Source organism: Actinoplanes sp. NPDC020271, assembly GCF_044388125.1.
GTDB lineage: Bacteria > Actinomycetota > Actinomycetes > Mycobacteriales > Micromonosporaceae > Actinoplanes.
The window spans coordinates 59,730-84,092 of the sequence record NZ_JBIRWQ010000026.1; the positions used below are offsets into that span (position 1 = coordinate 59,730).

Sequence of the window (24,363 nt, forward strand, 5' to 3'; positions counted from 1 at the left end):
CCGCTGCGCTCGGGCGCCGGCACGAGTTCTCGACCGAGCCCCGTGATTGGCGCGCAAGCTCGCTCATGGGATCTGCTCGAACGCGGCGTCGCTGGCCAGCACGGCCGCGCCGGTCACGCCCGCACGGCCGCTCAGTTCGGACAGGACCACGGGCAGGTTGCCGGTGGCCAGCGGCAGGGAGCGGCGGTAGACCACACTGCGGATCTCGGCCAGCAGTACATGGCCCAACTGCGCCAACCCGCCCCCGATGACGATCATCGACGGATTGGCGAAGCTGACCAGCGCCGCCAGCACCCCACCGACCCGGCGCCCGCCCTCCCGGATCAGCTTGATGCAGACCACGTCCCCCTCGGCCGCGCCCACGGCGACATCCCGGGCACTGAGCTGATCGCTGCGGGTCAGACGCTCGGCGAGCGCGGGCGACGCCCCCGACCGGGCCGCGGCCAGCGCGTCCCGGGCCAGCGCGGCACCGCTGAACACGGCCTCCAGACAGCCGGTGTTGCCGCACGAACAGGTCGGCCCGTTCGCGTCGACCTGGATGTGCCCGATGTCGCCGGCGCACCCGTCCACCCCGCGGTAGACGCCGCCCGACAGGTGGATCCCGCACCCGATCCCGGTGCCGATCTTCACGAACAGGAAGTCGTCGACCGACCGGGCCACCCCGCCGTGACGCTCCCCGACCGCCATGATGTTGACGTCGTTGTCGACGACGACCGGGCAGCCGTGCTCGCGGGCGAGCAGTTCCCGCACCGGATAGCGGTCCCAGCCGGGCATTATCGGCGGCGACACCGGCACGCCGTCACGGAAACTGACCGGGCCCGGGACGCCGATCCCCACCCCGTCCAGGCGGTCGTAGAGGCCCTCGGCGCGGGCCTTGGCGAGCAGTTCGCCGACGCGGTGCAGGATCGGTTTCGGTCCCTTGCGGACGTCGGCCGGCTCCCGGTACGCCGCCAGGGTCTCCAACCGGCCGTTGACCACCTCGACGTCGATCGAACCGGCCCCCAGGTCCACCGCCGCGAACCGCAGCCGCGGGTGGATCTCCACCAGCGTCGACCGCCGGCCGCCCCGCGACGCGGCCATCCCCGCCTCGGTGATGAATCCGGCCTTGATCAGGCGTTCTATCTCGCTGGTCAGCCGGGGGCGGGTCAGCCCCAGGCGGTCGCCGAGCTCGGCCCGGGACACCGGACCGTCGTCCCGGAGCGCACGCAGAATCGGTACCACGACAGCCACCTCACGATCCGTGCTGTGTTGGCCGTCACGTTAGGACTCTTCCGTCGGCGAGGTCCACACCTTCGTTCTCAATGGACCGAACTTTTGTCGCTCCATGCAAAAGTCGACGCGGTGCCTGCCGTCGACAGCGGTGCCGAGGTCCCGGCCTCCCCGCACCGCCGCGGCCGGCCACCTTCCGCACGCGGCTTGCCCGGTCACCATGCCGGGTCAGCCGGGGCGGTCGGTGGCGGCGTCGGGGGCTCGACCGGCGGTGTACCCGACAGCGGTGATGCGCTGCGCGCCCAACTCGTAGGCCTGTGGATCGTCCGGGGTGCGGGTTCCCAAGCCGTCCACGTAACGGTTGAACATGGCGAAGGCCGCGGCGATCAGGACTGTGTCGTGGATCTCGAGGTCGGTGGCGCCGGCGGATCGGGCTTCGGCGATCAACGGCTCGGTGACCGCTCGGCCGTCTCGGCGGACCGCCTCGGCGATGTGCAGGAGAGCCCGCAGCCTCGCAGAAACAGGGGCGGACGACGGATCCGCGCGAACCTGCTCGACCAGGGTCATGCCGTCCGGGAGTTGTGCGGCGGCGGCCGCGGCGTGGGAGTCGCGGCAGAAGTCGCACTCGTTGAGCGCGGAGACGTGGGCGGCGATCAGCTCACGTTCGCCGCGGGTGAGGGAGCTCGGACCGCGCAGGAGGGTTTCCGCGAGGGCCATCAGCGGGGTGGCCGTCTCCGGCCGGTACGTGAGAAGTCCCTGGATGCCGGGCAAGGCCTGCTCGTCGACGCCGAGATCGATGTACGCCATCGGGCCAAGATATCGGTGCCGGTAATCACGTGTCGGCCGGCGCGCGACCGGCCGGTGACGGAATCGAGGTCGCGTGAGCGTCGGGATGCGGGTGGGGCGGCTCACGACGTACGGGAAAGGGGTGGGGTTCGATGTGAAGCCTGTCGCGGCGCGGACCGCCGGGAATAGTGATCATGGCGGGGTGGAGATCACTACCTGGTATCTGGAGCAGACCGAGCCGGCGCAGGCCGGAGGTGGGGCGGCGCCCGCCGTGCCGGTGGAGATCAAGCGCGCCGAGGTGCCGTCGCCGGAGCTGAACCGTTTCCTCTACGCCTCGGTCGGCGGCGACTGGTTCTGGACCGACCGCCTCGCCTGGAGCCGGCAGCAGTGGCAGGAATACCTGGACCGGCCGGGCGTGGAGACGTGGGTGGGCTACGTGCGCGGGACCCCGGCCGGCTACGTCGAGCTGGACGGCACCCGGCCCGGCGCGGTCGAGATCGTGTACTTCGGGCTGCTCCCGCAGTTCACCGGCCGGCGGATCGGCGGCTGGCTGCTCACCACCGGGCTGGAGCGGGCCTGGTCGCTCGGCGAGCGCTGGCCCGGGCTGCCCGCCGTCGGCCGCGTCTGGCTGCACACCTGCACCCTCGACGGGCCGGCCGCGCTCGCCAACTACCAGGCCCGTGGCCTGCGGATCTACCGCACCGAGACGGAGACCGTGGAGCTGCCCGAGCAGGCGCCGGGGCCGTGGCCGGGCGCGTACCGGGACAGGAGCTGAAACGGGCGCCCAGGGGAGGCGACGCGCGGCGGGGCCGGGAGCCTCGCGGCGGGTCCTCAGGGGTGTTTCGGGCGCTGGTAGGACCGCTGGCGCCCAGCCTGCGCAGCACGGCGCGGCCGGCTCATGGGGTGTTCGGGCTCGGGTAGGACCGCGGGGGCCGCAGCCGGTGCTGCGTGGCTGGTCAGCGGGGGTGTTCGGGTTGGTGCGGTGTGGGGTGGGCCACACGGTGTCACATCCCTCCGGGGTGGTCAGTCCTTGCGGTGACAGTGACGCGAGGAAGGGTGACGGAGATGCGGATCGCGGTAGCGGGCGGCACCGGATGGCTCGGCGAACGGGTGGTCGCGGCGGCGAGCGACGCAGGCCACGACGTGGTGGTGATGTCCCGGGCGCGGGGCGTGGACCTGGTCACGGGCAAGGGGCTGGACGAGGCGTTGCGCGGCGCCGACGTGGTGGTCGACGTGTCGAACATCGGGACGTTGAACGCGGCGAAGGCGACCCGGTTCTTCGGGACGGTCACGCGGAACCTGCAGGCGGCGGAGCTGCGGGCCGGGGTGAAGCACCACGTGCTGGTGTCGATTGTCGGGATCGATCGGGTGCCGTGGGGTTACTACCAGGCGAAGCTGGAGCAGGAGCGGGTGGCGCTGGACGGGCCGGTTCCGGTGACCGTGTTGCGGGCGACGCAGTTCCACGAGTTCGCGCTGCAGATGCTGACGCGCTTCGGCGGGCCGGTCGCGGCGGTTCCGGTGATGCTGAGTCAGCCGGTGGCCGCCCGTGAGGTGGCCGTGGAGCTGGTCCGGCTCGCCGAGGGTGAGCCGCGTGGCATGGCGCCGGAGATCGCCGGCCCGGAGGCGCTGCAGATGGCGGATCTGGTCCGGAAGGTCTCGCGGCGGCGCGGCCCGCGCAAGTGGGTGCTGAGTTTCCCGCTGCCGGGTGCGGCGGGTAAGGCGATGCGGTCCGGCGGCGCCCTGCCGGAGGGGCCGGGCCTGCGCGGCACCCAGACGTTCGACCAGTGGCTGGCCGAGCTCGGATGACGACAGCGCACAACCCGGCCCCGGCCAGAAGTGTGGGCACGGCAACGACGCCGTGGGACGCCGGGAAAGGGATCGCGGCGACGGTGCTGGCGCTGAACGCTGCGCTCGTCGGTGTCTGGGCCGGAGCCTTCCCCCTCTCGTTCTACCGGGACTTTCCCTGGCCGGGCGCCCACTGGGTGTCGGCGCTCGGCCCTTACGACGAGCATCTCGTCCGGGACGTGGGCGGCCTTTACCTCGCCTTGCTGGTGCTCTCGGTCGCGGCGTTGCGCCGGCCGGCCCTGCGGGCGACCGCGGGCGGCGCGTGGCTGGTCTTCAGCGCGGAGCACTTCCTGTGGCACGCCGTCCACCTGGACGCCTTCCCGCCCTTCCACCAGGTCGCGAGCTCGGTGGCCCTGTCCCTGCCGTTGTTGCTCGCGGTGACGCTGCTGCTGCCCGGGCGCGCCGGCGCACCGGAAGGCCACGGCACCTGACCGTGGGCGGCCGCTCGGGACCGCCCACGAACGCGGCCACCAGCAGCGCGAACAGCCTGGTGGCCAGGACGGCCAGGAGCACGGATGCGAGGAGAGTGAGCGCGTCGTTACCCATGCCCACATTCTCGGGCGCGGGTACGACAAAATCCGCCCACGACCGACGCGAGCCAGATTTACGACAGAGCCGGCTCCGAGGGAGCCGGCCGCAACGGAGCCGGCCACAACGGAGCCGGCCGCAACGGAGCCGGCTACAACGGAGCCGGCCGCAACGGAGCCGGCTACAACGGAGCCGGCCGCAACGGAGCCGGCTACAACAGAGCCGGCATGGCCTCGGTCAGCATCGCGCGCCAGTCCGTCAGCGGCGCCACCCCGGTTCCGGCCCAGCGACCGTGACCGAGCACGCTGTAGGGTGGCCGCCGGGCCGGGCGCACGAAGCGGTCACTGGTCGTCGCCCGTACGCGGGAAGGGTCCAGACCCGCCTCCTCGAACACCGCCCGAGCCAGCCCGCACCACGTCGTCGACCCCGCGGCGGTGCCGTGGTAGATGCCGGGCGCGGCGGAGGACCGGGCCAGCGCCACCAGCTGCTGGGCGAGCGCTGCGGACCAGGTCGGCGGCCCTTCCTGGTCGTCGACGACGTCGAGCGTGTCGCGTTGGGCCGCGAGCCGGAGCATGGTGCGGACGAAGTTCGGCCCGTGTTCGCCGTACAGCCAAGCGGTTCTGACCACGAAGCCACCCGCCGCCAGCACCGCTTCCTCGCCCACCGCCTTGCTCCGCCCGTACGCGTTGAGCGGCGCCCGCGGCGTGTCCTCGGGGATCGGCGTGGTCGCGGTCCCGTCGAAGACGTAGTCGGTGGAGATGTGGATGAGACGTCTGCCGGCCGCGCGCGCGAGGCAGGAAGCACCGTTGATCGCGGTGGCGGCGTCCTCGGACGTCTCGGCGCCGTCCACGTCGGTCCACGCGGCCGCGTTGATCACGACGTCCACGCCCTCGACCGCGTCCCGGACGGCCTCGAAGTCCCGGATATCCAGGTCGGCCCGGGTCGCCGCGAGCACGTCCTGACCGTCGAGGACGGTTTGCAGGTCACGGCCGAGCATTCCGCCCGCGCCGGTGATGAGCCAGCGCATCAGAGGCCGGCCCGGGCCTTGAGCGGCTCCCACCAGGCACGGTTCTCCCGGTACCAGGCCACCGTGTCGGCCAGTCCTTGGGAGAGCGTGATCTGCGGCTCGTACCCCAATTCGGTGTTGATTTTGGAGATGTCGAGCGAGTAGCGCCGGTCGTGCCCCTTGCGGTCCTGGACCGGGGTGACCATGTCCCAGCTCGCGCCGCACGCCTCCAGGAGCAGGCCGGTCAGCGCCCGGTTGGTCAGCTCGGTGCCGCCGCCGATGTTGTAGACCTCGCCGGCGCGTCCCTTCTCGAGGGCGAACTGGATGCCGCGGACGTGGTCGGTGACGTGCAGCCAGTCGCGGATGTTGCCGCCGTCGCCGTAGAGCGGAACCTTCTTGCCGTCGAGCAGATTGGTCACGAAGAGCGGGATGACCTTTTCCGGGAACTGGTGCGTGCCGTAGTTGTTGGAGCAGCGGGTGACGACGACGTCCATGCCGTGCGTCCGGTGCGCCGCGAGGGCCAGAAGATCAGAAGAGGCTTTCGAGGCCGCGTACGGCGAGTTCGGCGCCAGTGGCCACGTCTCCGTCCACGATCCCTCGTCGATCGACCCGTACACCTCGTCGGTCGAGACGTGCAGGAAGCGGCCGATCCCGGCGGCCCGCGCGGCGTCGAGGAGCACCTGCGTGCCGAGCACGTTGGTCGTCACGAACGGAACCGCGCTGTTGATCGACCGGTCCACGTGGGACTCGGCGGCGAAGTGGACGATCGCGTCGTGGCCGGGCAGCAGCTCACGCAGCAGCGCGGCGTCGCCGATGTCGCCCTGCACGAAGTTGAGTCGGGAATCCGTCACCGGCAGATTCGCCCGGTTGCCGGAATAGGACAACAGGTCCAGGACGGTCACCGACGCGCCGGTCATCCCGGCGAATTCATCCTTTAGTACCGCCCGGACATAGGCCGAACCGATGAAACCGGCGCCCCCGGTCACAAGAATCTGCACAGCGGGCGAGTGTACTACCGCCTCCACTGTGTTTAGTCTTCGTCGGTGCGCGGAATCCTCCTTGCCGGTGGCACCGGCTCCCGGCTGTGGCCGATCACGATGGCCATGTCGAAACAGCTGATGCCAATTTTTGACAAACCGATGGTGTACTACCCGTTGACCACGCTGGTCTCCGCCGGAATTCGGGAGATCCTGGTCATCACCACGCCCGAGGATCAACCCCATTTCGAACGGTTGCTCGGTGACGGCAGCCGATTCGGACTGGTCCTTTCTTATGCCGAACAACCGAAACCGGACGGGATCGCCCAGGCGTTCCGGATCGGTCGCGATTTCATCGGTGACGAGCCGGTCGCGTTGATCCTCGGCGACAACATCTTCCACGGCGTCGGCCTCGGCCGGCAGCTGTCGCACTTCGCCGAGCCGGTCGGCGGCCGCGTCTTCGCCTACCCGGTCGCCGACCCCGAGCGGTACGGCGTCGTCGAGTTCGACGAGTCCGGCAAGGTGCTGTCCATCGAGGAGAAACCGGAGAAGCCCAAGTCGACGTACGTCGTCCCGGGCCTCTACTTCTACGATGCCGACGTGGTGCAGATCGCCGACGCGTTGGAGCCCAGCGCACGAGGCGAGCTGGAGATCACGGGAGTGAACGAGGAGTACCGGCGGCGCGGCCGGCTCGACGTGACCGTGCTCGACCGCGGGACGGTGTGGCTGGACACCGGCACCTTCCAGTCGATGGTGCAGGCCTCGGAGTACGTACGCGTGATCGAGGAACGCCAGGGTCTCAAGATCGGCTGTGTCGAGGAGGCCGCGTGGCGGCTCGGCTTCATCTCCGACGCCGAGCTGCGTGCGCTGGCCCGTCCGCTGCTGAAGAGCGGCTACGGCGTCTACCTGGAGCGTCTGCTGGAGACCGGCCCGTACGGGGGAGCGCTGTGAAGATCCGCCCATTGAGCATCGCGGGCGCGTGGGAGATCACCCCCGCGCAGTTCGGCGACGACCGTGGCACCTTCCTCGAGTGGTACCGCTTCGACCATCTGGCCGCCGTCGTCGGGCACCCGCTCGACCTGGCCCAGGCGAACCTCTCCACGTCGGCCGCGGGCGTGGTGCGCGGTGTCCACTTCGCCGACGTCCCGCCCGGCCAGGCCAAGTACGTGACGTGTGTCTCGGGCGCGGTCCTGGACGTGGTCGTGGACATCCGGGTGGGCTCGCCCACGTTCGGCCAGTGGGAGTCGGTGCGGCTGGACGACACCGACCGGCGCGCCGTTTACCTCAGTGAAGGGCTCGGGCACGCGTTCTGCTCGCTGACCGAGGGCGCCGTCGTGACGTATCTCTGCTCGGCGACGTACCGCCCGGGTCACGAGCACGGCGTGCACCCGCTCGACCCGGAGCTGGGGATCACCTGGCCGGCCGGGGCACCGCTGCTGTCGCCCAAGGACGCCGGCGCGCCGACGCTGTCCGAGGCTCTTGCGGCCGGGCTGTTGCCGCGGTACGACACGTGTCGTGACCATGTGGAGACAATGCGTCGAGATGACGACAGTCAATCATTCGTCGCGAGCGATTGACCTGCATAGATCACCATAGTACGGCGGTGGGCTCCGAACTGGACGGTCGCCTTTGAGCCTCGTCCGAACCGCCAATCCCGGCGGCCGGAAAGGTGTAGCGCGGACGGGGCACGGTTCGGAAGTCTGTCTCATGTGTCCGGTGGGTTGCCTACACGTGATCGACTGACCACTCTAAGCTAAGCGAGCGTTTCGGCGCCTGGCGTATCCGGCTTGTCCGGATTCTACTATTTCTTTGGCAATGGATTGACCGCAGCCAATGGGGGCAGAGGCGTGCAGACAATCGAGTCGCTGGCCACCGTCGATCTGAGCGAACGAGCGCTCGGCATCCGGCGGGGTAAACGAGCCGGCGAGACCCGGGCGGGCTGGCAGAGCCGGTATGCCCGGATGCTCTATCTGATCGACCTCGTCGTCGGGCTCGGCGCCGCGTGCTGGGCCCTGGTCCTGCGCTTCGGCCCGGCCGGCGACGAGCCGAACCTGAGAGGCTACATCCTCCTGACCGCGCTGCTGCCGATCGCCTGGGTGATCTGCCTGTCGGCGAACCGCGCCTACGAGCCGCGCCACCTCTTCGTCGGCACCGACGAGTACGCCCGGGTGTTCCGTTCCGGCGTGGCGCTCACCGCCGCGCTGGCCATCGTCTCGTTCGCCTTCGACCTGCGCCTGGCCCGTGGCTACGTCAGCATCGCGCTGCCGCTGGCCATCGTCGTCGACCTGGGTGCCCGCTACCTCTTCCGGCAGCGCCTGCACCGCTCGTGGGGCCGCGGCAACCGGCTGCACCGGGTCCTGCTGGTCGGCCACGAGCAGGCGGTCTCCGACATGACCCGCCGGTTGCGCCGCGAGCGTTACCACGGGCTCGGCGTGATCGGCGCCGTGCTGCCGGCCACCCCGACCCCGCAGACGTTCGCCGCCGGCATGCCGCCGGTCTACGGCACGTTCGACAAGGTCGACTCGGCCGTGACCAGGGCCGACGCGGACACCGTGATCGTGCTGGCGTGCCCGGAGATCGACGGCCCGGCTCTGCGCCGGCTCGCCTGGCAGCTGGAACGCGACGACATCGACCTGATCGTGGCCAGCACCCTGGTCGACGTCGCCGGCGACCGCACCACGATCCGCCCGGTCGACGGCCTGCCGATGCTGCACGTCGAGCACCCGAAGCTCAAGGGCAGCGCCCGGTTCTTCAAGGCCACCTTCGACCGGGTCGGCGCGATCCTGCTGCTCTTCCTGCTGTCGCCGATCCTGCTCGCCGTCGCCGGCCTGGTGATGTGGGGCAAGGGCGGCCGCGGCCCGGCGGTCTTCAAGCAGGAGCGGGTCGGCAAGGACGGCCGCACGTTCATGCTCTACAAGTTCCGCACGATGGTGGTCGACGCCGAGGCGCGGCTCGCCGAGCTGCAGGCGAGGAACGAGCACGACGGCGAGCTGTTCAAGATCAAGGACGATCCGCGGATCACGCCGATCGGCCACTTCCTGCGCCGCTTCTCCGTCGACGAGCTGCCGCAGCTGCTCAACGTCGTCAAGGGCGACATGTCCCTGGTCGGCCCGCGCCCGCCGCTGCCTCGCGAGGTCGCCGGGTACCCGTCGGACATGCTGCGCCGGCTCGTCGTCAAGCCCGGCCTCACCGGTCTGTGGCAGGTCTCCGGCCGCTCCGACCTGTCCTGGGAGGAGTCGATCCGGCTCGACCTCAGCTACGTGGAGAACTGGTCGCTCGCCATGGACCTGGCCATTCTGTTCCGTACCGTCAGCGCCGTCGTGCGCAGCTCGGGAGCTTATTGATGACCGCACGTCCCCGCCTCACCGTGATCGGCACCGGCTATCTCGGCGCCACCCATGCGATCTGCATGGCGGTCATGGGCTTCGAGGTGCTCGGTGTCGACGTCGACACGAGCAAGATCGCGAAGCTGGCCGCGGGCGAGGTCCCGTTCTTCGAACCCGGCCTGCCCGAGCTGCTGACCAAGGCCCTGGAGTCCGGCCGGCTGCGCTTCGGGACCGACTTCGGCGAGGCCGCCGCCTTCGGCGACGTCCATTTCCTCTGCGTCGGTACGCCCCAGCGGGCTGATTCCGAGGCCGCTGATCTGCGGTACGTCGACGCGGCCGTCACGAGCCTCGCTCCGCACCTGTCCCGGCGCACGCTGGTGGTCGGCAAGTCCACCGTCCCGGTCGGCACCGCCGCGCGCCTGGCCGAGCTGCTGCGCACCACCGCACCCGCCGGTGACCAGGTCGAACTGGCATGGAACCCGGAGTTCCTGCGCGAGGGTTTCGCCGTCGACGACACGATGAAACCCGACCGCCTGGTCTTCGGCGTCACCTCGGCGTGGGCCGAGGAGCAGCTGCGCGCCGCGTTCCAGCCGGTGCTGGCCCAGGACGTCCCGGTGAAGGTCACCGACCTGCAGACGGCCGAACTGGTGAAGGTCGCCGCGAACTCGTTCCTGGCCACCAAGATCTCCTACATCAACGCGATGGCCGAGGTCTGTGAGGCGACCGGCGCCGACGTGCACGACCTGGCCGAGGCGCTCGCCTACGACGAGCGGATCGGTGGGAAGTTCCTGCGCCCCGGGCTCGGCTTCGGCGGCGGGTGCCTGCCCAAGGACATCCGTGCGTTCGCGCACCGGGCCGAGGAGCTGGGCGTCGGACAGGCGGTCGGCTTCCTGCGCGAGATCGACGGCATCAACCGGCGGCGCCGCGCCCGTACCGTCGACCTGGTCGTCGAACTCTGCGGCGGGGACGTCGCCGGCAAGCGGGTCGCCGCGCTCGGCGCCGCGTTCAAGCCGAACTCCGACGACATCCGGGACGCGCCGGCCCTCGACGTGGCCGCCACGCTGCACCGGATGGGAGCGGTCGTGACCGTTTTCGATCCGGCCGCGCTCGACAACGCCAAGCGCGTGCACCCCGAGCTGGGCTACGCCACCAACGCGCTCGACGCGGCCCGGGACGCGGACGTGGTCGTCCTGCTCACCGAGTGGAACGAGTTCCGCGAGATCTCCCCGTCGGCGATGGCCGCGGTGGTGCGCCGCACCCGGATCGTCGACGGCCGGCACGCGCTCGTCCCCGCCCACTGGGCCGCCGCGGGCTGGGACTACCGCGCCCTCGGCCGCCCCTCCGTGCCGGGAATCACCCAGTGAGGATCACCGTGGTCCGGCCCGACGAGCTCGGCCCGGGCGAGCTGACCGCGTGGCGGCAGTTCCGCAAGGACGAACCCACGCTGCAGAACCCGTTCCTGGCACCGGAGTTCACCCTCGCGGTCGCCCGGCAGCGCCCGGCCGCCCGCGTGGCGGTACTGGAGGAGTCCGACGGCATCGCCGGATTCTTCCCGTTCGAGGTGCGTAACCGCGTCATCGGGGTGCCGATCGGATTCGGGATCAGCGACTGTCAGGGGCTCGTTCTCCGGCGCGGCTCGGAGTGCGACGCGAAAGAGCTGTTGAAAGCGTGCCGGCTGCCGGTTCTCGAATACGACCACCTGATGGCCGGACAATTCGTGGAACACCACACGACGATTTCGCCGTCGCCGCTGATGAACATCGAGAACGGCTATACGGCGTACGTCGAAAATCGCAATGTCGCGGGTGACGTGGTGAAGCAGACATTGCGGAAACAGCGGAAGATGGCCCGCGAGGTGGGCGACGAGAGATTCGTCTGGGACGACCGTTCCCCGGAAGCGCTCGCCGCCCTGCGGGAATGGAAATCCGCGCAATACCTGCGCACCCAGCAGTACGACCGTTTCGCCACCCCCTGGATCGCCGGCGTGCTGGAAGAACTGCAGTCGTCGGCCTCGGACGACTGCCGCGCGGTCGTCTCCACCGTCTACGCCGGTGACCGCCCGGTCGCCGCGCACCTGGGCCTGCGCAGCCCGTCCGTGCTCGCCTACTGGTTCCCCGCCTACGACCAGGACCTGTCGAAATACTCGGCCGGCATTCTGCTCTGCCTGCGGATGGCCGAGGCCGGTGCCGCCGACGGCATCCGCCAGATCGACCTCGGGAAATCCGAGGCGCTCTACAAGACCCGGCTGATGAACGACGAGACCCCGGTCGCGGCCGGCCGAGTCGGCCGTTCCTGGACGGTCACCACCGCCCGCCGCACGCAGAGCGCGGTGACCCGCTCGCTCAAACAGGGCGCGCTGGGGGAGAAACTGAAGAGCGGCCGCACCGGGAAAGTGCTCCGCGGACTGAAGGCGAGGATCGCGTCGCGATGACGATTCTGGTGGCGGTCGTCTCCTACAACAGCGAACGGCTGATTCCCGACCTGATCGCCGGGCTGCGCACCGGCCTCGACGGCATGAAATGGCACCTCACGGTCGCCGACAACGATTCGAAGGACAACAGCGTCGAGCTGATCCGCTCGCTGGCACCGGAGGCGACCGTCGTCGAGATGGGCCGCAACGCGGGCTACGCGGCCGGCATCAACGCCGCGGTCGCCGCGTCCCCGGCCCACGACGCGATCCTCGTCCTCAACCCGGACGTACGCCTCACCCCCGGCTGCGTGCCGCGCCTGCTGCAAGCCCTGCGGGAGCCCGGCACCGGCATCGCCGTCCCGAACCTGGTCGACGGCGACGGCCACCTCATCCACACCCAGCGCCGCGAGCCGAGCACCCTGCGAATGCTGGGCGACGCTCTCCTCGGGGCACGCCGCGCCGGCCGCTCCCGCCTGCTCGGCGAGATCATCACGACCCCGTCCGCGTACGAGGCGGAGACGTTCACCGACTGGGCGGAAGGCTCCACCCAGCTGATCAGCGCCGAGTGCTTCGCCCGGATCGGACCGTGGGACGAGGGCTACTTCCTCTACTCCGAGGAGACCGATTTTGCCCTCCGCGCGCGGGACGCCGGGCTGCGCACCCGTTACGTCCCGGAGGCGCGAGCGGTCCACCTGGAAGGTGACTCCCGGGTGTCCCCGGGCCTGTGGGCGCTGCTGACCCTGAACAAGGTCCGGCTGCACCGTCGCCGCCACGGCGCCCTGCGCGCGTCGGCGTTCTGGGCCGCGGTGCTCCTGCGCGAGTCCAGCCGGGCCGTCCTCGGCAAGAAACCGAGCCGGGCCGCCACCCGGGACCTGCTGACCCCGTCCCGCCTGCGCGAGACCCCGGGGCCGGCCAGCGTCACCCGCTGGTCGTAGCGGCTGCCCGGCTCGCGTCACCCGCTGCTCGTGGCGGCTGCCCGGCTCGCGTCACCCGCTGCTCGTGGCGGCTGCCCGGCTCGCGTCACCCGCTGCTCGTGGCGGCTGCGCGGTCATCGACGGGCCTCGCTGTCGCGGCATGGTCAGATCATCTTCACCTTGCGTGTCGTGACCTCATCCATGCGGGAGCCCACGTTCTGGGCGCTGACCGTCCTGGCCTCCGGGCCGCACCACGGCTACGGTCTGATCCGCGAGGCCGACCGGCTCTCCGGCGGACGGGTGCGGCTGCAACCGGGCACGCTCTACGCCACGCTCGCCCGGTCCGCGCCGTGGTGGCTCTGGGCGATGACGGTGGCCGGGGCGCTGGCCGGCCTGACCGTCGGGTGGCTGCTCACCGGGTGGATCAGCCGCCGCACCGAGGGCGACAGCGGGGCCACGTTCATCGCCGTGCTGCCGGCGTGGTTGTGCGCGCTCCCGCTGACGCTGGGTGCGCTGCCGCTCAACGAGCAGGTCGGCCGCCCCTGGCCGGAAGGCGTCTTCGTCGGCCTCCACGCCAAGCTCGTCCCTGGCCCGACCTGGGCTTCGACTACGTCAACCCGATCCTCGGCCTGGCCATCGCCGCCTTCCTCCCCGCCCTGATCGTCGCCGCGGTCACCCGGCGACCCCCGGCCGCCGGGCACGTGCTGAACGACGACAGCGCAGCAGCCTCCTGATCTGCGGCGCTGGTGGGCGCTCCGGCATCGGCAGCGCTCTCCGCCGAATCCCACTCAACAGCGCGGTTCGGCGATCGCACCTTTCAGCTGCGGTGGCTACACGCGACAGCGACAGGCATGCAGGCGGTCCGGTTACGGGTTGCTGATCGGCTGCCATGATCATCGGTTTGACCGGTTGCGAAGGATCTTCGGTGCGGACCGGGACAAGAGGGCGGCTCGGTACCGGTATCCCGATAGGCCTCGCCGGGTGGCCGAGCCGGCGGGCGCGGGAGAGCCGACCCGATTACGCGCCTGTGACATTCTGTCCTTGGCGATCGGTGTGAGCAGCATGATCGCCGGCTGGCTCGCTCTGTGGATCGGTCCGTGACGGCTGGGCGGGGGCGGTAGGAAACAGCGTGGTCGAATAGCGCGGTGGAACTGACCAAGCGATTCACCGACGAGCAGTACGCCCGCGCGCTGACCTCCTGGGACTGGCTGGATCTGACCGGCCGAACGCCACGGTTCGCGTCGCTCTTCGGTGACCTGTTCCTGGAGGACGAGCAGGGCGGCTGGTGGCACCTGGACACCTTCGAGGGCCGGCTCGGTCAGCGGTGGCCGGACGCCGCCGCGCTCACGGCCGACCCGAACACCGAGGAGGGGCAGGACCGTTATCTGCTGGGTGCGCTGGCGATGGGCGCGTTCCACCGCCGCGGCCTGGAATGGGGACCCGACGACGTGTACGCGTGGGCCCCGCCTCCGATGATCACCGGTAGTTTCGCCGTCGACGAGATCAAGGTGTTCCAGTTCGTCGCGGTGGTCCACATCATGGGCCAGATGCACCAGCAGCTCGGCCGAGCCGAGGGTGCGTAGCAGCCGCGGCTGGAAGGGACCTGGGCGGTTGTGGTGACGGTGACGTGACCGGCGCATCGGTATCAATCTCGGTATGACACGACACAAACGATTGACCGCCGGAATCGGGGTCCTCGTCGTCGCGGCCGGCCTGGGGATCGTCCCCGGCCCGGCCGCCGCCGCGGGCACGGCGTCACCCAAGGTGACGTGGGGTGACTGTGTGGCCTATTCGGATGCGGCGCTCGAGTCGATCGGGTTGCCGGCCGAGGAGCTGCCGAAGGTCCGGGCGCTGCTGGCCCGGACCGACTGCGGCACCGTGCGCGTGCCGCTCGACTACCACAAGCCGCACGGTGAGCAGATCACCGTCGCGATCACCCGGCTGCGGGCCACCGACCAGAAGCACAAGCGCGGGAGTCTGGCGGTGAACCCGGGTGGCCCGGGTGGCAGCGGCTACCTGATGCCGCACGAGCTGGCACTGACCAGCGCGCAGTTCGCCGAGCTCAACGAGCGGTACGACCTGATCGGCTTCGACCCGCGCGGCGTCGGCTACAGTACCCGGGCCACATGTGCGCACCCGGGTGAGGACGTCGTCCCGCCCGAGATCCCGTCGGGCCCGCTCTCCGAGGCGACCGCCCAGAAGATCTACGACTTCCAGGCCCTGCAGAACAAGACGTGCGTGCAGAGCAACGCCTCGTTCCTCGCGCAGCTGACCACGTCCAACGTGGCCCGTGACCTCGACCGGGTGCGGGCCGCGCTCGGCCTGAAGAAGATCAGCTACTTCGGGGTCTCCTGGGGCACGCTGCTCGGTCAGGTGTACCGCAGCCTCTACCCGCAGTCGGTCGACCGGATGTGGCTGGACAGCGTGGTCGGCCCGGCCGCGAACCGGCTCGACTCGCGCTTCCACGACGCGACCGCGGCCGACGAGCGCAAGACGACGCGCTGGGCGGCGTGGGTCGCCGAGCGGAACGCGACGTACCACCTGGGCCGGACCGCCGGCGAGGTGCTCGCCGTGGTCCGGCGCGTCGAGACCCGGCTCGACGAGCACGCGATCGTGTTCAGCGACGTCGAGCGGGAGATCGACGGCAGCCTCGCCTCGTTCCTGGCCGTCGCGCCGAGCCCGTCCTACGCCGAGGCCGCCGCGGGGCTGGCCGCGCTGGCCACGGCGAAGAGCGGCGACCCGGTGCCGGACGCGCTGCGGCCGATCATCGGGCCGGACGAGGACGAGACCGAACCGACGGAACCGCCGGCCGACCGCCCGGAACAGTTCAACGACGTGGCCGGCACCGCGATCCTGTGCAACGACGACACCAGCGCGCACGACTTCCCCAGCTTCTGGCGGACGTACCGGAGCTGGCAGATGGACTTCCCGATCGCCGGGCGGCTGGCCGTCTTCACCCAGCGGTGCGCCGGCTGGCCGGTCCCGGCCGCAGAGCCGTTCACGCTGCGCCGGTCGAGCGGGTCACTGCAGCTCTCCGGGCACCGGTGGGAGAGCCCGACGCCGTACGAGTGGATCGCGCAGGTTCAATCAAGGATCGGTGGCACGGTCTTCACCGTCGACGACGACATCCACGGCTCGGTCGCACGGGTTCCGGCGTGCACGGTGCACCTGGAGGCGTACTTCCGGACCGGTCGCCCGGACGCCGGCGGCTGCACCGGCGTGACCCCGCCCGGCACGACGTCCACCGAGCTCGCCGTCGTGACCGCCGCGGTTGACACGACCACCTCGTCCCCGGCGAGCGACCACTGGCACTGGCGCCGCCACTGATCCGACAAGTGAGTTGACGGGTGCCGGGGCGGCTGGTGGATTGGCCTGATGACCGAGAACGGCTTCACCATCCGCCCGGCCGTCGCGGCCGACCTGCCGGAGCTGAGGCGTGTCTACCGGGAGGCGTCGCTGTCCAACGCCGGGGACGCCCCGCAGTTGCTGGCCCGCCGGAATATCTGGTCTTCACCGGCGAGGGCGTCGCCGAGGGCCGCACGGTGGTCGCACTGGCCGGCGAGGAGGTCGTCGGGTTCGCCACCGTCGCCGACGGGTGCGAGCTCGAGGACCTCTTCGTCGACCCGCGGTGGCAGCGGCGCGGGATCGCACGGCGGCTCGTCGACCGGGTCTCCGGCCTGGTCCGGGCGTCCGGCCATCGGCGGATGTGGGTCACCGGCAATCCGCACGCGCTGGCGTTCTACCTGGCTGCCGGGTTCACGCCGGGGGAGCGGACCAGCACGGCGCTCGGTACCGGGCTGCGGATGTCGCTGGAGCTCCCACCGGATGCGGACGGGCCGGGCGCCGGGTGAGGACTCGCGGCGGACGGCCGTACCCGGAGAAAGGGGTTGTCGGCGCCGCCGGGTCAGCGGAGGCGTTTGACCAGGGTGGCGGCGGCGTTGCGGGCGCGGACGGGCAGCTGCCGGGAGCGGGCGACCGACGCCCGTACCGACGAAGGGGTGTCCTGGTGGTAGACGCTGAAGCGCGGCTGCAACCAGGCGCCGGGCGTGGCCGGGCGACGGTCGCTGGTGAAGACCGTCGTGTAGCCGAGGCGGCGCAGCGCGGTGAGGGTCGTGCGGTCGTAACGGCCCAGCGGGCATGCCGCGCGCGTCACCGGCTGACCGATGACGTCCGCGATCCGGTCGCGCGCGTCGGCCAGTTCCGCCCGGATCGCCGCGGGGGAGAGGCCGCGCCAGGGGTGGTGGTGCATGCCGTGGGTGCCGACCGCCATCCCGTTCTTCCGCAGTTCCCGCAGGTCAGCTTCGCCGAGACTGCCGGGGGCGTCGAGGCGCCCGGCGAGGACGAAGAATTCCGCGGTGAGTCTCCGCTCCAGTAGATGAGGAAGGGCGATCGCGACGTCGGAGGAGTTGCTGTCGTCGAAGCTGAGGTTGACCGGAAACGACCACGACAGGATCTCGTCGAGGATCGATTGAAAGGCCGAGACGCTGATCCAGTACGCGTCCTCGCCCGGTTCGAGCTCACGCTGCGGCTCGCCGACGCCGTGGAACAGGATGTTGATGTGCTCAGGCATGCGCTTCTTCCCGGGAGGAGGCGTCGTGTCCCCAGTCGACGTCGGTGCGTCGTTTCGCCTGGAACGCCGCGTAGGCGGTGATGCCGACGTAGCCGACGGCGGCGGGGGCGAGCCACGGGCGGCGCAGGACGACGTCCTTGAGCCAGGACGAGCGCCCGGCCGCCCGTACGTCCGCCTTGATCTCCCCGCGGGCCGCGGCCGCGCGCATCGCCGCGTTGCCGGCCCGGATCCGGATCAGGCGGCGGACCAGTTCGCGGGTGCGCAGCGGCGTGGCGACCACCGACACCACCGTGTCGACGTGCTGTTTCTCGTCGAGGGTGAAGAGCGAGTCGACGAACAGGTCGTCGGCGACCATGTCCGGGAACCGCTCGAACCGGGCCCGCCCGTCGGCCGACAGCGCGATCACGCCGCGGCCGAACAGGCCGGTCCGCAGCGCCGGGAGGTGCCGGTGCACGCTGAAGTACGCCCTGACCGGTATCGGCCGCCCGGTCACGTCCAGTTCGCGCCGGGCGGTGGCCGCGGGCGACGACGCGCAGGCCGCCACGAGGTCGCGCAGACCGGAAGTGGTCAGGTTGATGTCGGCGTCCAGGTAGATCCGGGGGAAACCGACCGCCACCTCGTCGCCGGCGTTCAGTGCGCCGGCCTTCCCGGGTTCGGGAAGATCGATCACACGTACGCCCCGGTCGCGCGCCACCCGCACGGTGTCGTCGGTGCAGCCGTTGGCCACCACGGTCACGTCGAACTCGCCCGGTGCCGCGTCCGCGAGCAGTGTGTCCAGGCAGCGCCCGATGACTGCGGCCTCGTTGTGGGCGGCGATGACGACGCTGGTCACGGCGCGTCCACCCGGGTCGTCGTGCCGGCCGGCCGGCGCTGGCCGGGGATCCGCGGCGTCGTGGCCGGGACGTTCAGCAGCCGGCGCCAGACCGCGACGTAGGCCACCGCCTGATGCTCCCAGGAGAGGAAGTCGCGGAACCGATCGCGTCCGATCTTGCGCATCCGGTCGCGCATCGCCGGGTCGTCCAGCAGCGTGTTGATGGCCTGGGCGAATTCGGCCGGGGTGCCGTTGGCGACGTAGAGGCCGGCCTCGCCGACGGTCGCGTGCGTCTCGATCAGGTCGGCGGCCACGACGGGGACGCCGCGGCCCAGGTACTCGACCGTCTTGGCCATGGTGGAGAGCTGGTTCATCCGGGTCGGCAGGTCGGGCTGCAGGGCGACGTCGGCCTCCCGCAGCAGCGCGTCGACCTCGGGACCGTCGAGCCAGCCGGTGAACTCGACGACGTCGGTCAGGCCGCGCTCCTCGGCGAGCGAACGCAACCCGGCCGCGGTCTCGCCGTCACCGGCGAGGATCATCCGCCAGCCGGTACGCCCGCGCAGCGCGATCAGTTCCTCGGCCGCCAGCACCGCCCCGCCGACGTTGTCCTGCGGGCCGAAGACGCCCAGGTAGACGACGCGGAGCGGGCCCTCGGCGCGCTCGTCGGGGGAGGGGGCGATCTCGGCGAACGCCGGGCCGTTGCGGACCACGGTCACCTTGTCGGCGGCGACGCCCCGCTTGACCGCGTTCTCCTTGAACGACTCGTTGGTGGCGAAGACCGCGGTGGCCGTACGCAAGGTAAGTTTTTCGAAAAGGACCAGGAGCCGGGAGACGAGCGGGTTCGGGTCGCCGCCCCGCGAGACGTAGACCTCGGGCGACAAGTCGTGGTGGTCGAAGACCCACGGCCGGCCCAGCGCCCGCACCAGCAGCGCGAGCGGGAAGTAGATGTCCGGCGGGTTGCAGACCTGGACCGCCTGGGCCCGGCCGCGGACGATCTCGCCGAGCAGCCGGATCGTGATCCAGAGGAACGACCAGAAGAACTCCAGCGCGAACGAGAGCACCCCGCTGCCGTAGACGACGATCGGGTACGGCCGCAGCCGTGTCCGCTCGCTGCCCGGCAGGATCGTGAGGCTCTTGTCGCCGCGCGGGGCGATGACGGTCACGTCGAATCCGGCCGCCTCGAGGCTGAGGCTCTCGCGGATGACGCGGCGGTCCTTCTCGGCGGGGAGGTTCGCCACCAGAATCGTGACGCTCGGACGCTTCACAAAGATCACCCCGTATCGGCACCAGCTGACGCGAACAACATTCCAGAAACGTGCTCGCGTAGCGATGCCGGGCCGTCCACAGCTAAGGGGCTGAACGGACCAATTGATCAGTCCAATTCGGTGAATCCGCCGTGGACAGTGCGGCATTCCGGCGCCGGCGGCGACGCTGCAGCAGAGCGGCGTCTGTCCACAATGTGACAGCCGACGTGACGATCGCGCCGAGCAGGGCCACGCCGACCAGTGAACGGATCGGCGAGTGGGTGAGCAGCTGGGAGGCCGGCGGGACGAGCGTGGCGACGGTGATCCGCAGATCCTTCTTCACGTTCCACTCGTCCTGCATGTCCTTGAGCTCCTGCTGGTAGGTGCTGCTGAGGATCTGCAGCGACTCCAGCCCGGCCTCCTCGTCGAAGCTGATGTTGGTGATCGACATCGAGCCGATCACATACCGCGGCTCCTGCCTGGTCCCGGTGTTGCGCGGCTCGAACTTGTACGTCCCGGTGACCCCCTTGGCCCGGAACATCTCCTGCGAGTCGGCGGTGTTCAACCGGTTCGCGATGGCGGCCGCGGTCACCGCGATCGACGGGTAGAGTCCGGCCACCGGGTTCGGCGCGTACTCCGAGACGGGTGGCTGGATCAACAGGACCTCGGAGGCCAGGAAACGGTCCTGGGTGTGCACCGCGGGGCTGGCCGCGCCGGCGGTCAACAATGCACCGACGACTATCAGATACCAGCGCCGTTCCAGCACTCCGGCCATATCGGACAGATACATCGTAATTCCGTTCCCTGGGTCTGAGCTGCTGCGAGACTCCTTAGCGCGTTACCCCAGATCTCGTCAACTTCGATTTCGATCGGAGGGCCGATAGCCACCGCTAGGATCGTCGTATAACTTGGCGCTGGTGTGGTCGGGGGGCCGCCGAGCGGCGCTCTGATGTGGAACTCCGCGGCGACGAAAGACGTCCTGGCGGAAATGTGGAGAGGCGTCCGTGGACCTCGGCGAGATTCTGCGCATCCTGCGCAACCGCTGGCTGATCGTCGTGCCCATGCTGGTGCTGGCGATCGGCCTCGGCATCGGCACGTTCGTCATGGTGCCGAACATGTACTCGACCTACACGATGGTCAGCCTCCTGACGTCGCCGTCCGCGACCCAGGCCTCGGCGCAGCAGACCGGCCAGGGGCAGGACAACCCGTTCCTCTACCTGAACGGCTCGCTGATCGCGACCGCCGACTTCCTCGGCCGCCGCCTGCAGTCGACCGACACCGTGCTGCAGCTCAAGGCGAACGGCCTGACCGAGAAGTACGAGGTCGCCCTGGCCGAGAACGCGCAGGGCCCGTTCCTGACGCTGACACTCAAGGGCTCTGACTCCGAGCACCTGCTCGCCTCGGCGGCCCAGCTGACCGCGTTCGCCGGCACCACGCTCAACGACATCCAGAAACAGAACAACGTCGCCGAGAAGGACCGGATCAAGCTCACCCAGGTCATCCCGCCGCAGACCCCGAAGGTGGAGACCAAGGACAAGCTGAAACTGGTGATCATCGCCGCCGGTGGCACCGCCGCGCTCGGCTTCGTGCTGGCGTTCATGGTGGAGAGCATCAGCCGCTCGCGCCGCCGCAAGGCCGCGCTCGCCGGTGCCGAGGAGATCGACGTGCCGGTCAAGGCCGCCGCCTCCGCCTCGGCCGACATCGAGGGCACGGTGGTCATCCAGCTGCCGGCCACCGCGCCCGCGCCCCGGCCGGCGCCCCCGGCGGAGAAGATCGCCGACGCCGAGAAGACCCAGCGGATCCAGGTGCCCCCACGCCAGTCCGCCACCGCCATCAGTCAGAAGGAGAGCCAGCCCCGGCGGCCCGGGCTCTCCACGACGTACCAGTCGAACGGCGATCGTGGGGGCCAGAATGCCAACCGGGTCAACGGTAGCTGAGGCCACCCGCCCGGCCGGGGCCGTCTCGCGCAACGGCCGTCTCTACCGCTCGCATCAGCGCCTGCGCAGCCTCGGGCCGGATTCGCTGCTCGCCGTCTATCTGATCCTGCTGCTCGTCGTCCCGGCCCGGCTGGTCGTCGCGAGCATCGGCGCGACCGGCACGGTGGCGAACCTGTTCCTGCTGGTCGCGCTGATGTGGTACGCGGTGAGCTGGCTGATGCGGCGGGTGCGGACCGCGCCGTACACCCGAGGGCCGCGGATCGCGCTGCTGTTCTACGTGGTGGCGGTGCTGCTGGCGTACGTGGCGGTGGGCCGGCGCGACGCCGACACCTCCGAGTACAGCGCCGCCGACCGGGGGCTGCTGCAGCTGGTGATCTGGCTGCCGCTGATCCTGCTGACCACGTCGCTGACCGAGTACCGGCAGATCGACCGGCTGCTGAAGCTGTTCGTGAAGCTGTGCACCGGGGTGGCCGCCCTGGCCATGGCCGAGTTCGTGCTCAAGCAGAGCCTGACCGCCTGGATCGTCATCCCCGGCCTGTCCGGCAGCGCCTCGTCCGAGCTGGTCGCCCGCGGTGACTTCGTCCGGCCGACGGCCACCGCGTCGAACACGCTGGAGCTGGCCGCGACCCTGTCGATGGCCTTGCCGTTCGCGATCCAGCAGGCCTTCTACCACACCGAGCGTAAACTCTGGCGACGCTGGGCGCCGGTCTTCCTGATCGCGCTCGCGACCATCATGACGGTGTCCCGCACCTCCGTGATCGGCCTGGTCCTCGTCCTGCTCGTGCTGCTGCCGACCTGGCCGGTGGAGCGGGTCGGCAAGGCGCTGCTGGTGATGATCCCGGCCCTGGGCGCCACCCGCGTGCTCGTGCCGGGTCTGGTCGGCACGCTGGTCGGGCTCTTCTCGGCGATGTTCAACGGCGGCGACAACAGCACCAACTCCCGCGAGGCGACCAGCGCCGACGTCGACGAGTTCCTGCAGGGCCACCGATGGTTCGGCCGTGGGCCCGGCACGTTCCTGCCCCTGCTCTACCGCTACACCGACAACCAGTACCTGCTGGCCATGCTGGAGATCGGCGTGGTCGGCCTGGTGGCCATCGTGTGCCTCTACGTGACCACCATCCACTGTGGCGGCGCGGGCCGGCGCCGTTTCACCGACCCGGAGCGCCGGGAGACCGGTCAGGGCTTTGTGGCCGTCGGGTTCGTGATGCTCGTCGTAACGGCCACATTCGACACCCTGAGCTTCCCGATCGTGGCCGGATCCACTTTCCTGATGTTGGGCCTGTCGGGTGCGTACCTGAGCGTGGCCAAACGCGAACAGGCGACTACGGGAGAACCTCCACAGTGACGGATCTGAACCGGCGGGTGGCCACGGCCGCCCGCTGGAGCCTTGTCAACACCATCGTCCGCCGGGTCGGCACCTTCGCCTCCGGTGTGGTGCTGGCCCGTCTCTTCTTCGGGCCGTACGAGTGGGGCCTCTACGCGGTCGGCCTGCTCGTGCTGGCGATGCTGCTCTCCCTCAACGAGATGGGCGTGAGCCTCGCGCTGGTCCGGTGGGAGGGCGACATCCGCCGCTTCGCCCCGACCGTACTCACACTGTCCACATTGTCCAGTTCGGCGTTCTACGTGCTGCTGTGGTTCTCCGCCCCGGCACTGGCCAAGGCGCTCGGCTCGCCCGACGCGACGCTGATGCTGCGGGTGCTCTGCATCAGCGTCATCATCGACGGCATCGCGTGCGTGCCGCTCGGCCAGCTCAACCGCGAGTTCCAGCAGTTCCGGCGCACCGCCGTCGACATCCTCAACTTCGTCGTCAACACGGTGGCCACCATCGCGTTCGCCGCCGCCGGCATCGGCGCGATGGCCTTCGCCTGGGGATCGCTGATCGGCAACCTGGTCGCCCTGGTCGGATTCGGGCTCTGCGCCCCCCGCATGCTTCGCTTCGGCTGGAACAAAGACCAGGCAAAACAACTATTGAGGTACGGGCTGCCGCTCGCGTCCGCAAGCCTGCTCACGCTCGGGATCGTCAACGTCGACTCGGTCGTGGTCGGCTCGGTGCTCGGCCCGGCGGCGCTCGGCATCTACGCCATGGCGTTCAACATGTCGAGCTGGCCGGTGCGGATGGTCTCCGAGACCGCCCGGCGCGTCTCGTTCGCCGGTTTCTCGCGCCTGGCCGACTCCTCGCCGGCCGAGTTCGCCGGCGGTTTCATCTCCGCGTTCACCCTGGTCATCGCGGCCGCCGTGCCGATCTGCGTGGTGCTCGGGGTGCTGGCCACGCCGATCATCGTGTTCGTCTACGGCAAGCAGTGGGCCGCCGCCGGGCTGCCGCTGCAATTCCTGGTCGCGCTCGGCCTGCTGCGCACCGCGGTCGAACTGGCCTACGACTGCCTGGCCACCCGGGTCCGCAAGACGCTGATGGTCATGCAGGCCTGGTGGCTGTTCTCGCTCATCCCGCTCCTGCTGCTCGGCGCCCACCTGTGGGGCGTGCCCGGCGTCGCCGCCGGGCACGTGGTGGTGGCCGGCCTGCTGGTCTCCCCGGTGTTCGTGGTGGTGCTCGGCCGGCTGGGCATCCCGACCGGTCAGATCCTGCGCGCGTGCGTCCGCCCGGCCCTCGGCGGTGTCGCCATGGGTGTGGTCGCGTGGCTCGCGCACCACTGGCTCGGCGAGGGCTTCCTCGGCCTGGCCGTGGCCGGGGTCGCGTCCACCGCGGCGTACGTCCCGTTCGTGCTCCCGATCATCAACCGCCTCCGCTCCGGCAGCGCCGGCGCCGGGGAACCGGCCACCGAGCCCGCACTCGCGTAGCTCT

The 24,363-nt window shown here is 70.4% G+C and carries 24 protein-coding genes; 16 read left to right on the forward strand and 8 right to left on the reverse strand.

What is annotated here, in order from left to right:
• Positions 1–63: 63 nt before the first annotated feature.
• Together ACH442_RS38330 and ACH442_RS38335 are read right to left on the reverse strand one after the other, a co-directional pair.
• Positions 64–1,230: an ROK family protein gene (locus tag ACH442_RS38330; protein WP_396343014.1), complete on the reverse strand. Its 1,167-nt coding sequence runs from the start codon at positions 1,228–1,230 to the stop codon at positions 64–66.
• Between the two features lie 207 nt (positions 1,231–1,437).
• A complete protein-coding gene (locus ACH442_RS38335) occupies positions 1,438–2,016 on the reverse strand; it encodes a carboxymuconolactone decarboxylase family protein (RefSeq protein ID WP_396343015.1) in 579 nt (192 codons plus the stop codon).
• Between the two features lie 181 nt (positions 2,017–2,197).
• On the opposite strand from ACH442_RS38335, the gene ACH442_RS38340 reads away from it, so the two are divergent.
• The 3 genes from ACH442_RS38340 to ACH442_RS38350 all read left to right on the forward strand — a co-directional run bounded on the left by ACH442_RS38340 (position 2,198) and on the right by ACH442_RS38350 (position 4,271).
• Complete coding sequence (locus tag ACH442_RS38340) at positions 2,198–2,770, forward strand: GNAT family N-acetyltransferase (protein ID WP_396343016.1); 573 nt, start codon at positions 2,198–2,200, stop codon at positions 2,768–2,770.
• 290 nt (positions 2,771–3,060) lie between these two features.
• Entirely contained in the window at positions 3,061–3,801 is a 741-nt protein-coding gene (locus ACH442_RS38345; protein WP_396343017.1) for an SDR family oxidoreductase, read from the forward strand.
• A complete protein-coding gene (locus ACH442_RS38350; protein WP_396343018.1) occupies positions 3,798–4,271 on the forward strand; it encodes a hypothetical protein in 474 nt (157 codons plus the stop codon). Before ACH442_RS38345 ends, ACH442_RS38350 begins: the two co-directional genes overlap by 4 nt.
• Positions 4,272–4,579: 308 nt before the next feature.
• On the opposite strand, the gene rfbD is transcribed toward ACH442_RS38350, so the two are convergent.
• Positions 4,580–5,395 (reverse strand): dTDP-4-dehydrorhamnose reductase, encoded by an 816-nt coding sequence (rfbD, locus tag ACH442_RS38355; RefSeq protein WP_396343019.1) that lies wholly within the window; start codon positions 5,393–5,395, stop codon positions 4,580–4,582.
• Positions 5,395–6,372 carry a dTDP-glucose 4,6-dehydratase gene (rfbB, locus tag ACH442_RS38360; RefSeq protein WP_396343020.1) on the reverse strand — a complete coding sequence of 326 codons (978 nt, stop codon included), beginning with the start codon at positions 6,370–6,372 and terminating at the stop codon, positions 5,395–5,397. Before rfbB ends, rfbD begins: the two co-directional genes overlap by 1 nt.
• A 45-nt stretch (positions 6,373–6,417) precedes the next feature.
• Here rfbB and rfbA point away from each other — a divergent pair, with 45 nt between their 5' ends.
• The 10 genes from rfbA to ACH442_RS38410 all read left to right on the forward strand — a co-directional run bounded on the left by rfbA (position 6,418) and on the right by ACH442_RS38410 (position 16,852).
• Entirely contained in the window at positions 6,418–7,302 is an 885-nt protein-coding gene (gene rfbA / locus ACH442_RS38365) for a glucose-1-phosphate thymidylyltransferase RfbA (RefSeq protein ID WP_396343021.1), read from the forward strand.
• Positions 7,299–7,928 carry a dTDP-4-dehydrorhamnose 3,5-epimerase family protein gene (locus ACH442_RS38370; RefSeq protein ID WP_396343022.1) on the forward strand — a complete coding sequence of 210 codons (630 nt, stop codon included), beginning with the start codon at positions 7,299–7,301 and terminating at the stop codon, positions 7,926–7,928. The genes rfbA and ACH442_RS38370 overlap by 4 nt, the downstream gene beginning before the upstream one ends.
• 270 nt (positions 7,929–8,198) lie before the next feature.
• Positions 8,199–9,695 carry a sugar transferase gene (locus ACH442_RS38375; protein WP_396343023.1) on the forward strand — a complete coding sequence of 499 codons (1,497 nt, stop codon included), beginning with the start codon at positions 8,199–8,201 and terminating at the stop codon, positions 9,693–9,695.
• Complete coding sequence (locus tag ACH442_RS38380) at positions 9,695–11,041, forward strand: UDP-glucose dehydrogenase family protein (protein ID WP_396343024.1); 1,347 nt, start codon at positions 9,695–9,697, stop codon at positions 11,039–11,041. The genes ACH442_RS38375 and ACH442_RS38380 overlap by 1 nt, the downstream gene beginning before the upstream one ends.
• Complete coding sequence (locus tag ACH442_RS38385) at positions 11,038–12,108, forward strand: GNAT family N-acetyltransferase (RefSeq protein WP_396343025.1); 1,071 nt, start codon at positions 11,038–11,040, stop codon at positions 12,106–12,108. The genes ACH442_RS38380 and ACH442_RS38385 overlap by 4 nt, the downstream gene beginning before the upstream one ends.
• Positions 12,105–13,022 carry a glycosyltransferase gene (locus tag ACH442_RS38390; protein WP_396343026.1) on the forward strand — a complete coding sequence of 306 codons (918 nt, stop codon included), beginning with the start codon at positions 12,105–12,107 and terminating at the stop codon, positions 13,020–13,022. The genes ACH442_RS38385 and ACH442_RS38390 overlap by 4 nt, the downstream gene beginning before the upstream one ends.
• 168 nt (positions 13,023–13,190) lie before the next feature.
• Positions 13,191–13,661, forward strand: coding sequence for a PadR family transcriptional regulator (locus ACH442_RS38395; protein WP_396343027.1), 471 nt, complete (start codon positions 13,191–13,193; stop codon positions 13,659–13,661).
• Between the two features lie 485 nt (positions 13,662–14,146).
• Complete coding sequence (locus ACH442_RS38400; protein WP_396343028.1) at positions 14,147–14,584, forward strand: hypothetical protein; 438 nt, start codon at positions 14,147–14,149, stop codon at positions 14,582–14,584.
• Between the two features lie 73 nt (positions 14,585–14,657).
• Positions 14,658–16,328 carry an alpha/beta fold hydrolase gene (locus ACH442_RS38405; protein ID WP_396343029.1) on the forward strand — a complete coding sequence of 557 codons (1,671 nt, stop codon included), beginning with the start codon at positions 14,658–14,660 and terminating at the stop codon, positions 16,326–16,328.
• Between the two features lie 35 nt (positions 16,329–16,363).
• Positions 16,364–16,852, forward strand: coding sequence for a GNAT family N-acetyltransferase (locus ACH442_RS38410; protein ID WP_396343030.1), 489 nt, complete (start codon positions 16,364–16,366; stop codon positions 16,850–16,852).
• Between the two features lie 53 nt (positions 16,853–16,905).
• Here ACH442_RS38410 and ACH442_RS38415 read toward each other — a convergent pair whose 3' ends face one another.
• The 4 genes from ACH442_RS38415 to ACH442_RS38430 form a co-directional block, all read right to left on the reverse strand.
• Positions 16,906–17,571, reverse strand: a complete 666-nt coding sequence (locus tag ACH442_RS38415; RefSeq protein WP_396343031.1) for a polysaccharide deacetylase family protein — start codon at positions 17,569–17,571, stop codon at positions 16,906–16,908.
• On the reverse strand, positions 17,564–18,403 hold the full coding sequence (locus tag ACH442_RS38420) for a glycosyltransferase (RefSeq protein ID WP_396343032.1): 840 nt from the start codon (positions 18,401–18,403) through the stop codon (positions 17,564–17,566). The genes ACH442_RS38415 and ACH442_RS38420 overlap by 8 nt, the downstream gene beginning before the upstream one ends.
• On the reverse strand, positions 18,400–19,647 hold the full coding sequence (locus ACH442_RS38425) for a glycosyltransferase family 4 protein (protein WP_396343033.1): 1,248 nt from the start codon (positions 19,645–19,647) through the stop codon (positions 18,400–18,402). Before ACH442_RS38425 ends, ACH442_RS38420 begins: the two co-directional genes overlap by 4 nt.
• Positions 19,648–19,729: 82 nt before the next feature.
• Positions 19,730–20,416 carry a hypothetical protein gene (locus tag ACH442_RS38430; protein ID WP_396343034.1) on the reverse strand — a complete coding sequence of 229 codons (687 nt, stop codon included), beginning with the start codon at positions 20,414–20,416 and terminating at the stop codon, positions 19,730–19,732.
• 214 nt (positions 20,417–20,630) lie between these two features.
• On the opposite strand from ACH442_RS38430, the gene ACH442_RS38435 reads away from it, so the two are divergent.
• Genes ACH442_RS38435 through ACH442_RS38445 form a run of 3 tightly spaced genes read left to right on the forward strand, consistent with a single transcriptional unit; the run spans position 20,631 to position 24,359 of the window.
• Positions 20,631–21,563, forward strand: a complete 933-nt coding sequence (locus tag ACH442_RS38435) for a Wzz/FepE/Etk N-terminal domain-containing protein (RefSeq protein ID WP_396343035.1) — start codon at positions 20,631–20,633, stop codon at positions 21,561–21,563.
• Entirely contained in the window at positions 21,538–22,908 is a 1,371-nt protein-coding gene (locus tag ACH442_RS38440; RefSeq protein WP_396343036.1) for an O-antigen ligase family protein, read from the forward strand. The genes ACH442_RS38435 and ACH442_RS38440 overlap by 26 nt, the downstream gene beginning before the upstream one ends.
• Positions 22,905–24,359, forward strand: a complete 1,455-nt coding sequence (locus tag ACH442_RS38445) for an oligosaccharide flippase family protein (protein WP_396343037.1) — start codon at positions 22,905–22,907, stop codon at positions 24,357–24,359. Before ACH442_RS38440 ends, ACH442_RS38445 begins: the two co-directional genes overlap by 4 nt.
• Positions 24,360–24,363: the final 4 nt, after the last annotated feature.

Bases quoted from the DNA above. Each gene is read 5' to 3' on its own strand.
- rfbD (WP_396343019.1), bottom strand. From the start codon at position 5,395: ATGCGCTGGCTCATCACCGGCGCGGGCGGAATGCTCGGCCGTGACCTG.
- ACH442_RS38430 (WP_396343034.1), bottom strand. From the start codon at position 20,416: ATGTATCTGTCCGATATGGCCGGAGTGCTGGAACGGCGCTGGTATCTG.
- ACH442_RS38350 (WP_396343018.1), top strand. From the start codon at position 3,798: ATGACGACAGCGCACAACCCGGCCCCGGCCAGAAGTGTGGGCACGGCA.
- ACH442_RS38390 (WP_396343026.1), top strand. From the start codon at position 12,105: ATGACGATTCTGGTGGCGGTCGTCTCCTACAACAGCGAACGGCTGATT.
- ACH442_RS38415 (WP_396343031.1), bottom strand. From the start codon at position 17,571: ATGCCTGAGCACATCAACATCCTGTTCCACGGCGTCGGCGAGCCGCAG.
- ACH442_RS38345 (WP_396343017.1), top strand. From the start codon at position 3,061: ATGCGGATCGCGGTAGCGGGCGGCACCGGATGGCTCGGCGAACGGGTG.
- ACH442_RS38405 (WP_396343029.1), top strand. From the start codon at position 14,658: ATGACACGACACAAACGATTGACCGCCGGAATCGGGGTCCTCGTCGTC.
- ACH442_RS38440 (WP_396343036.1), top strand. From the start codon at position 21,538: ATGCCAACCGGGTCAACGGTAGCTGAGGCCACCCGCCCGGCCGGGGCC.
- ACH442_RS38380 (WP_396343024.1), top strand. From the start codon at position 9,695: ATGACCGCACGTCCCCGCCTCACCGTGATCGGCACCGGCTATCTCGGC.
- ACH442_RS38335 (WP_396343015.1), bottom strand. From the start codon at position 2,016: ATGGCGTACATCGATCTCGGCGTCGACGAGCAGGCCTTGCCCGGCATC.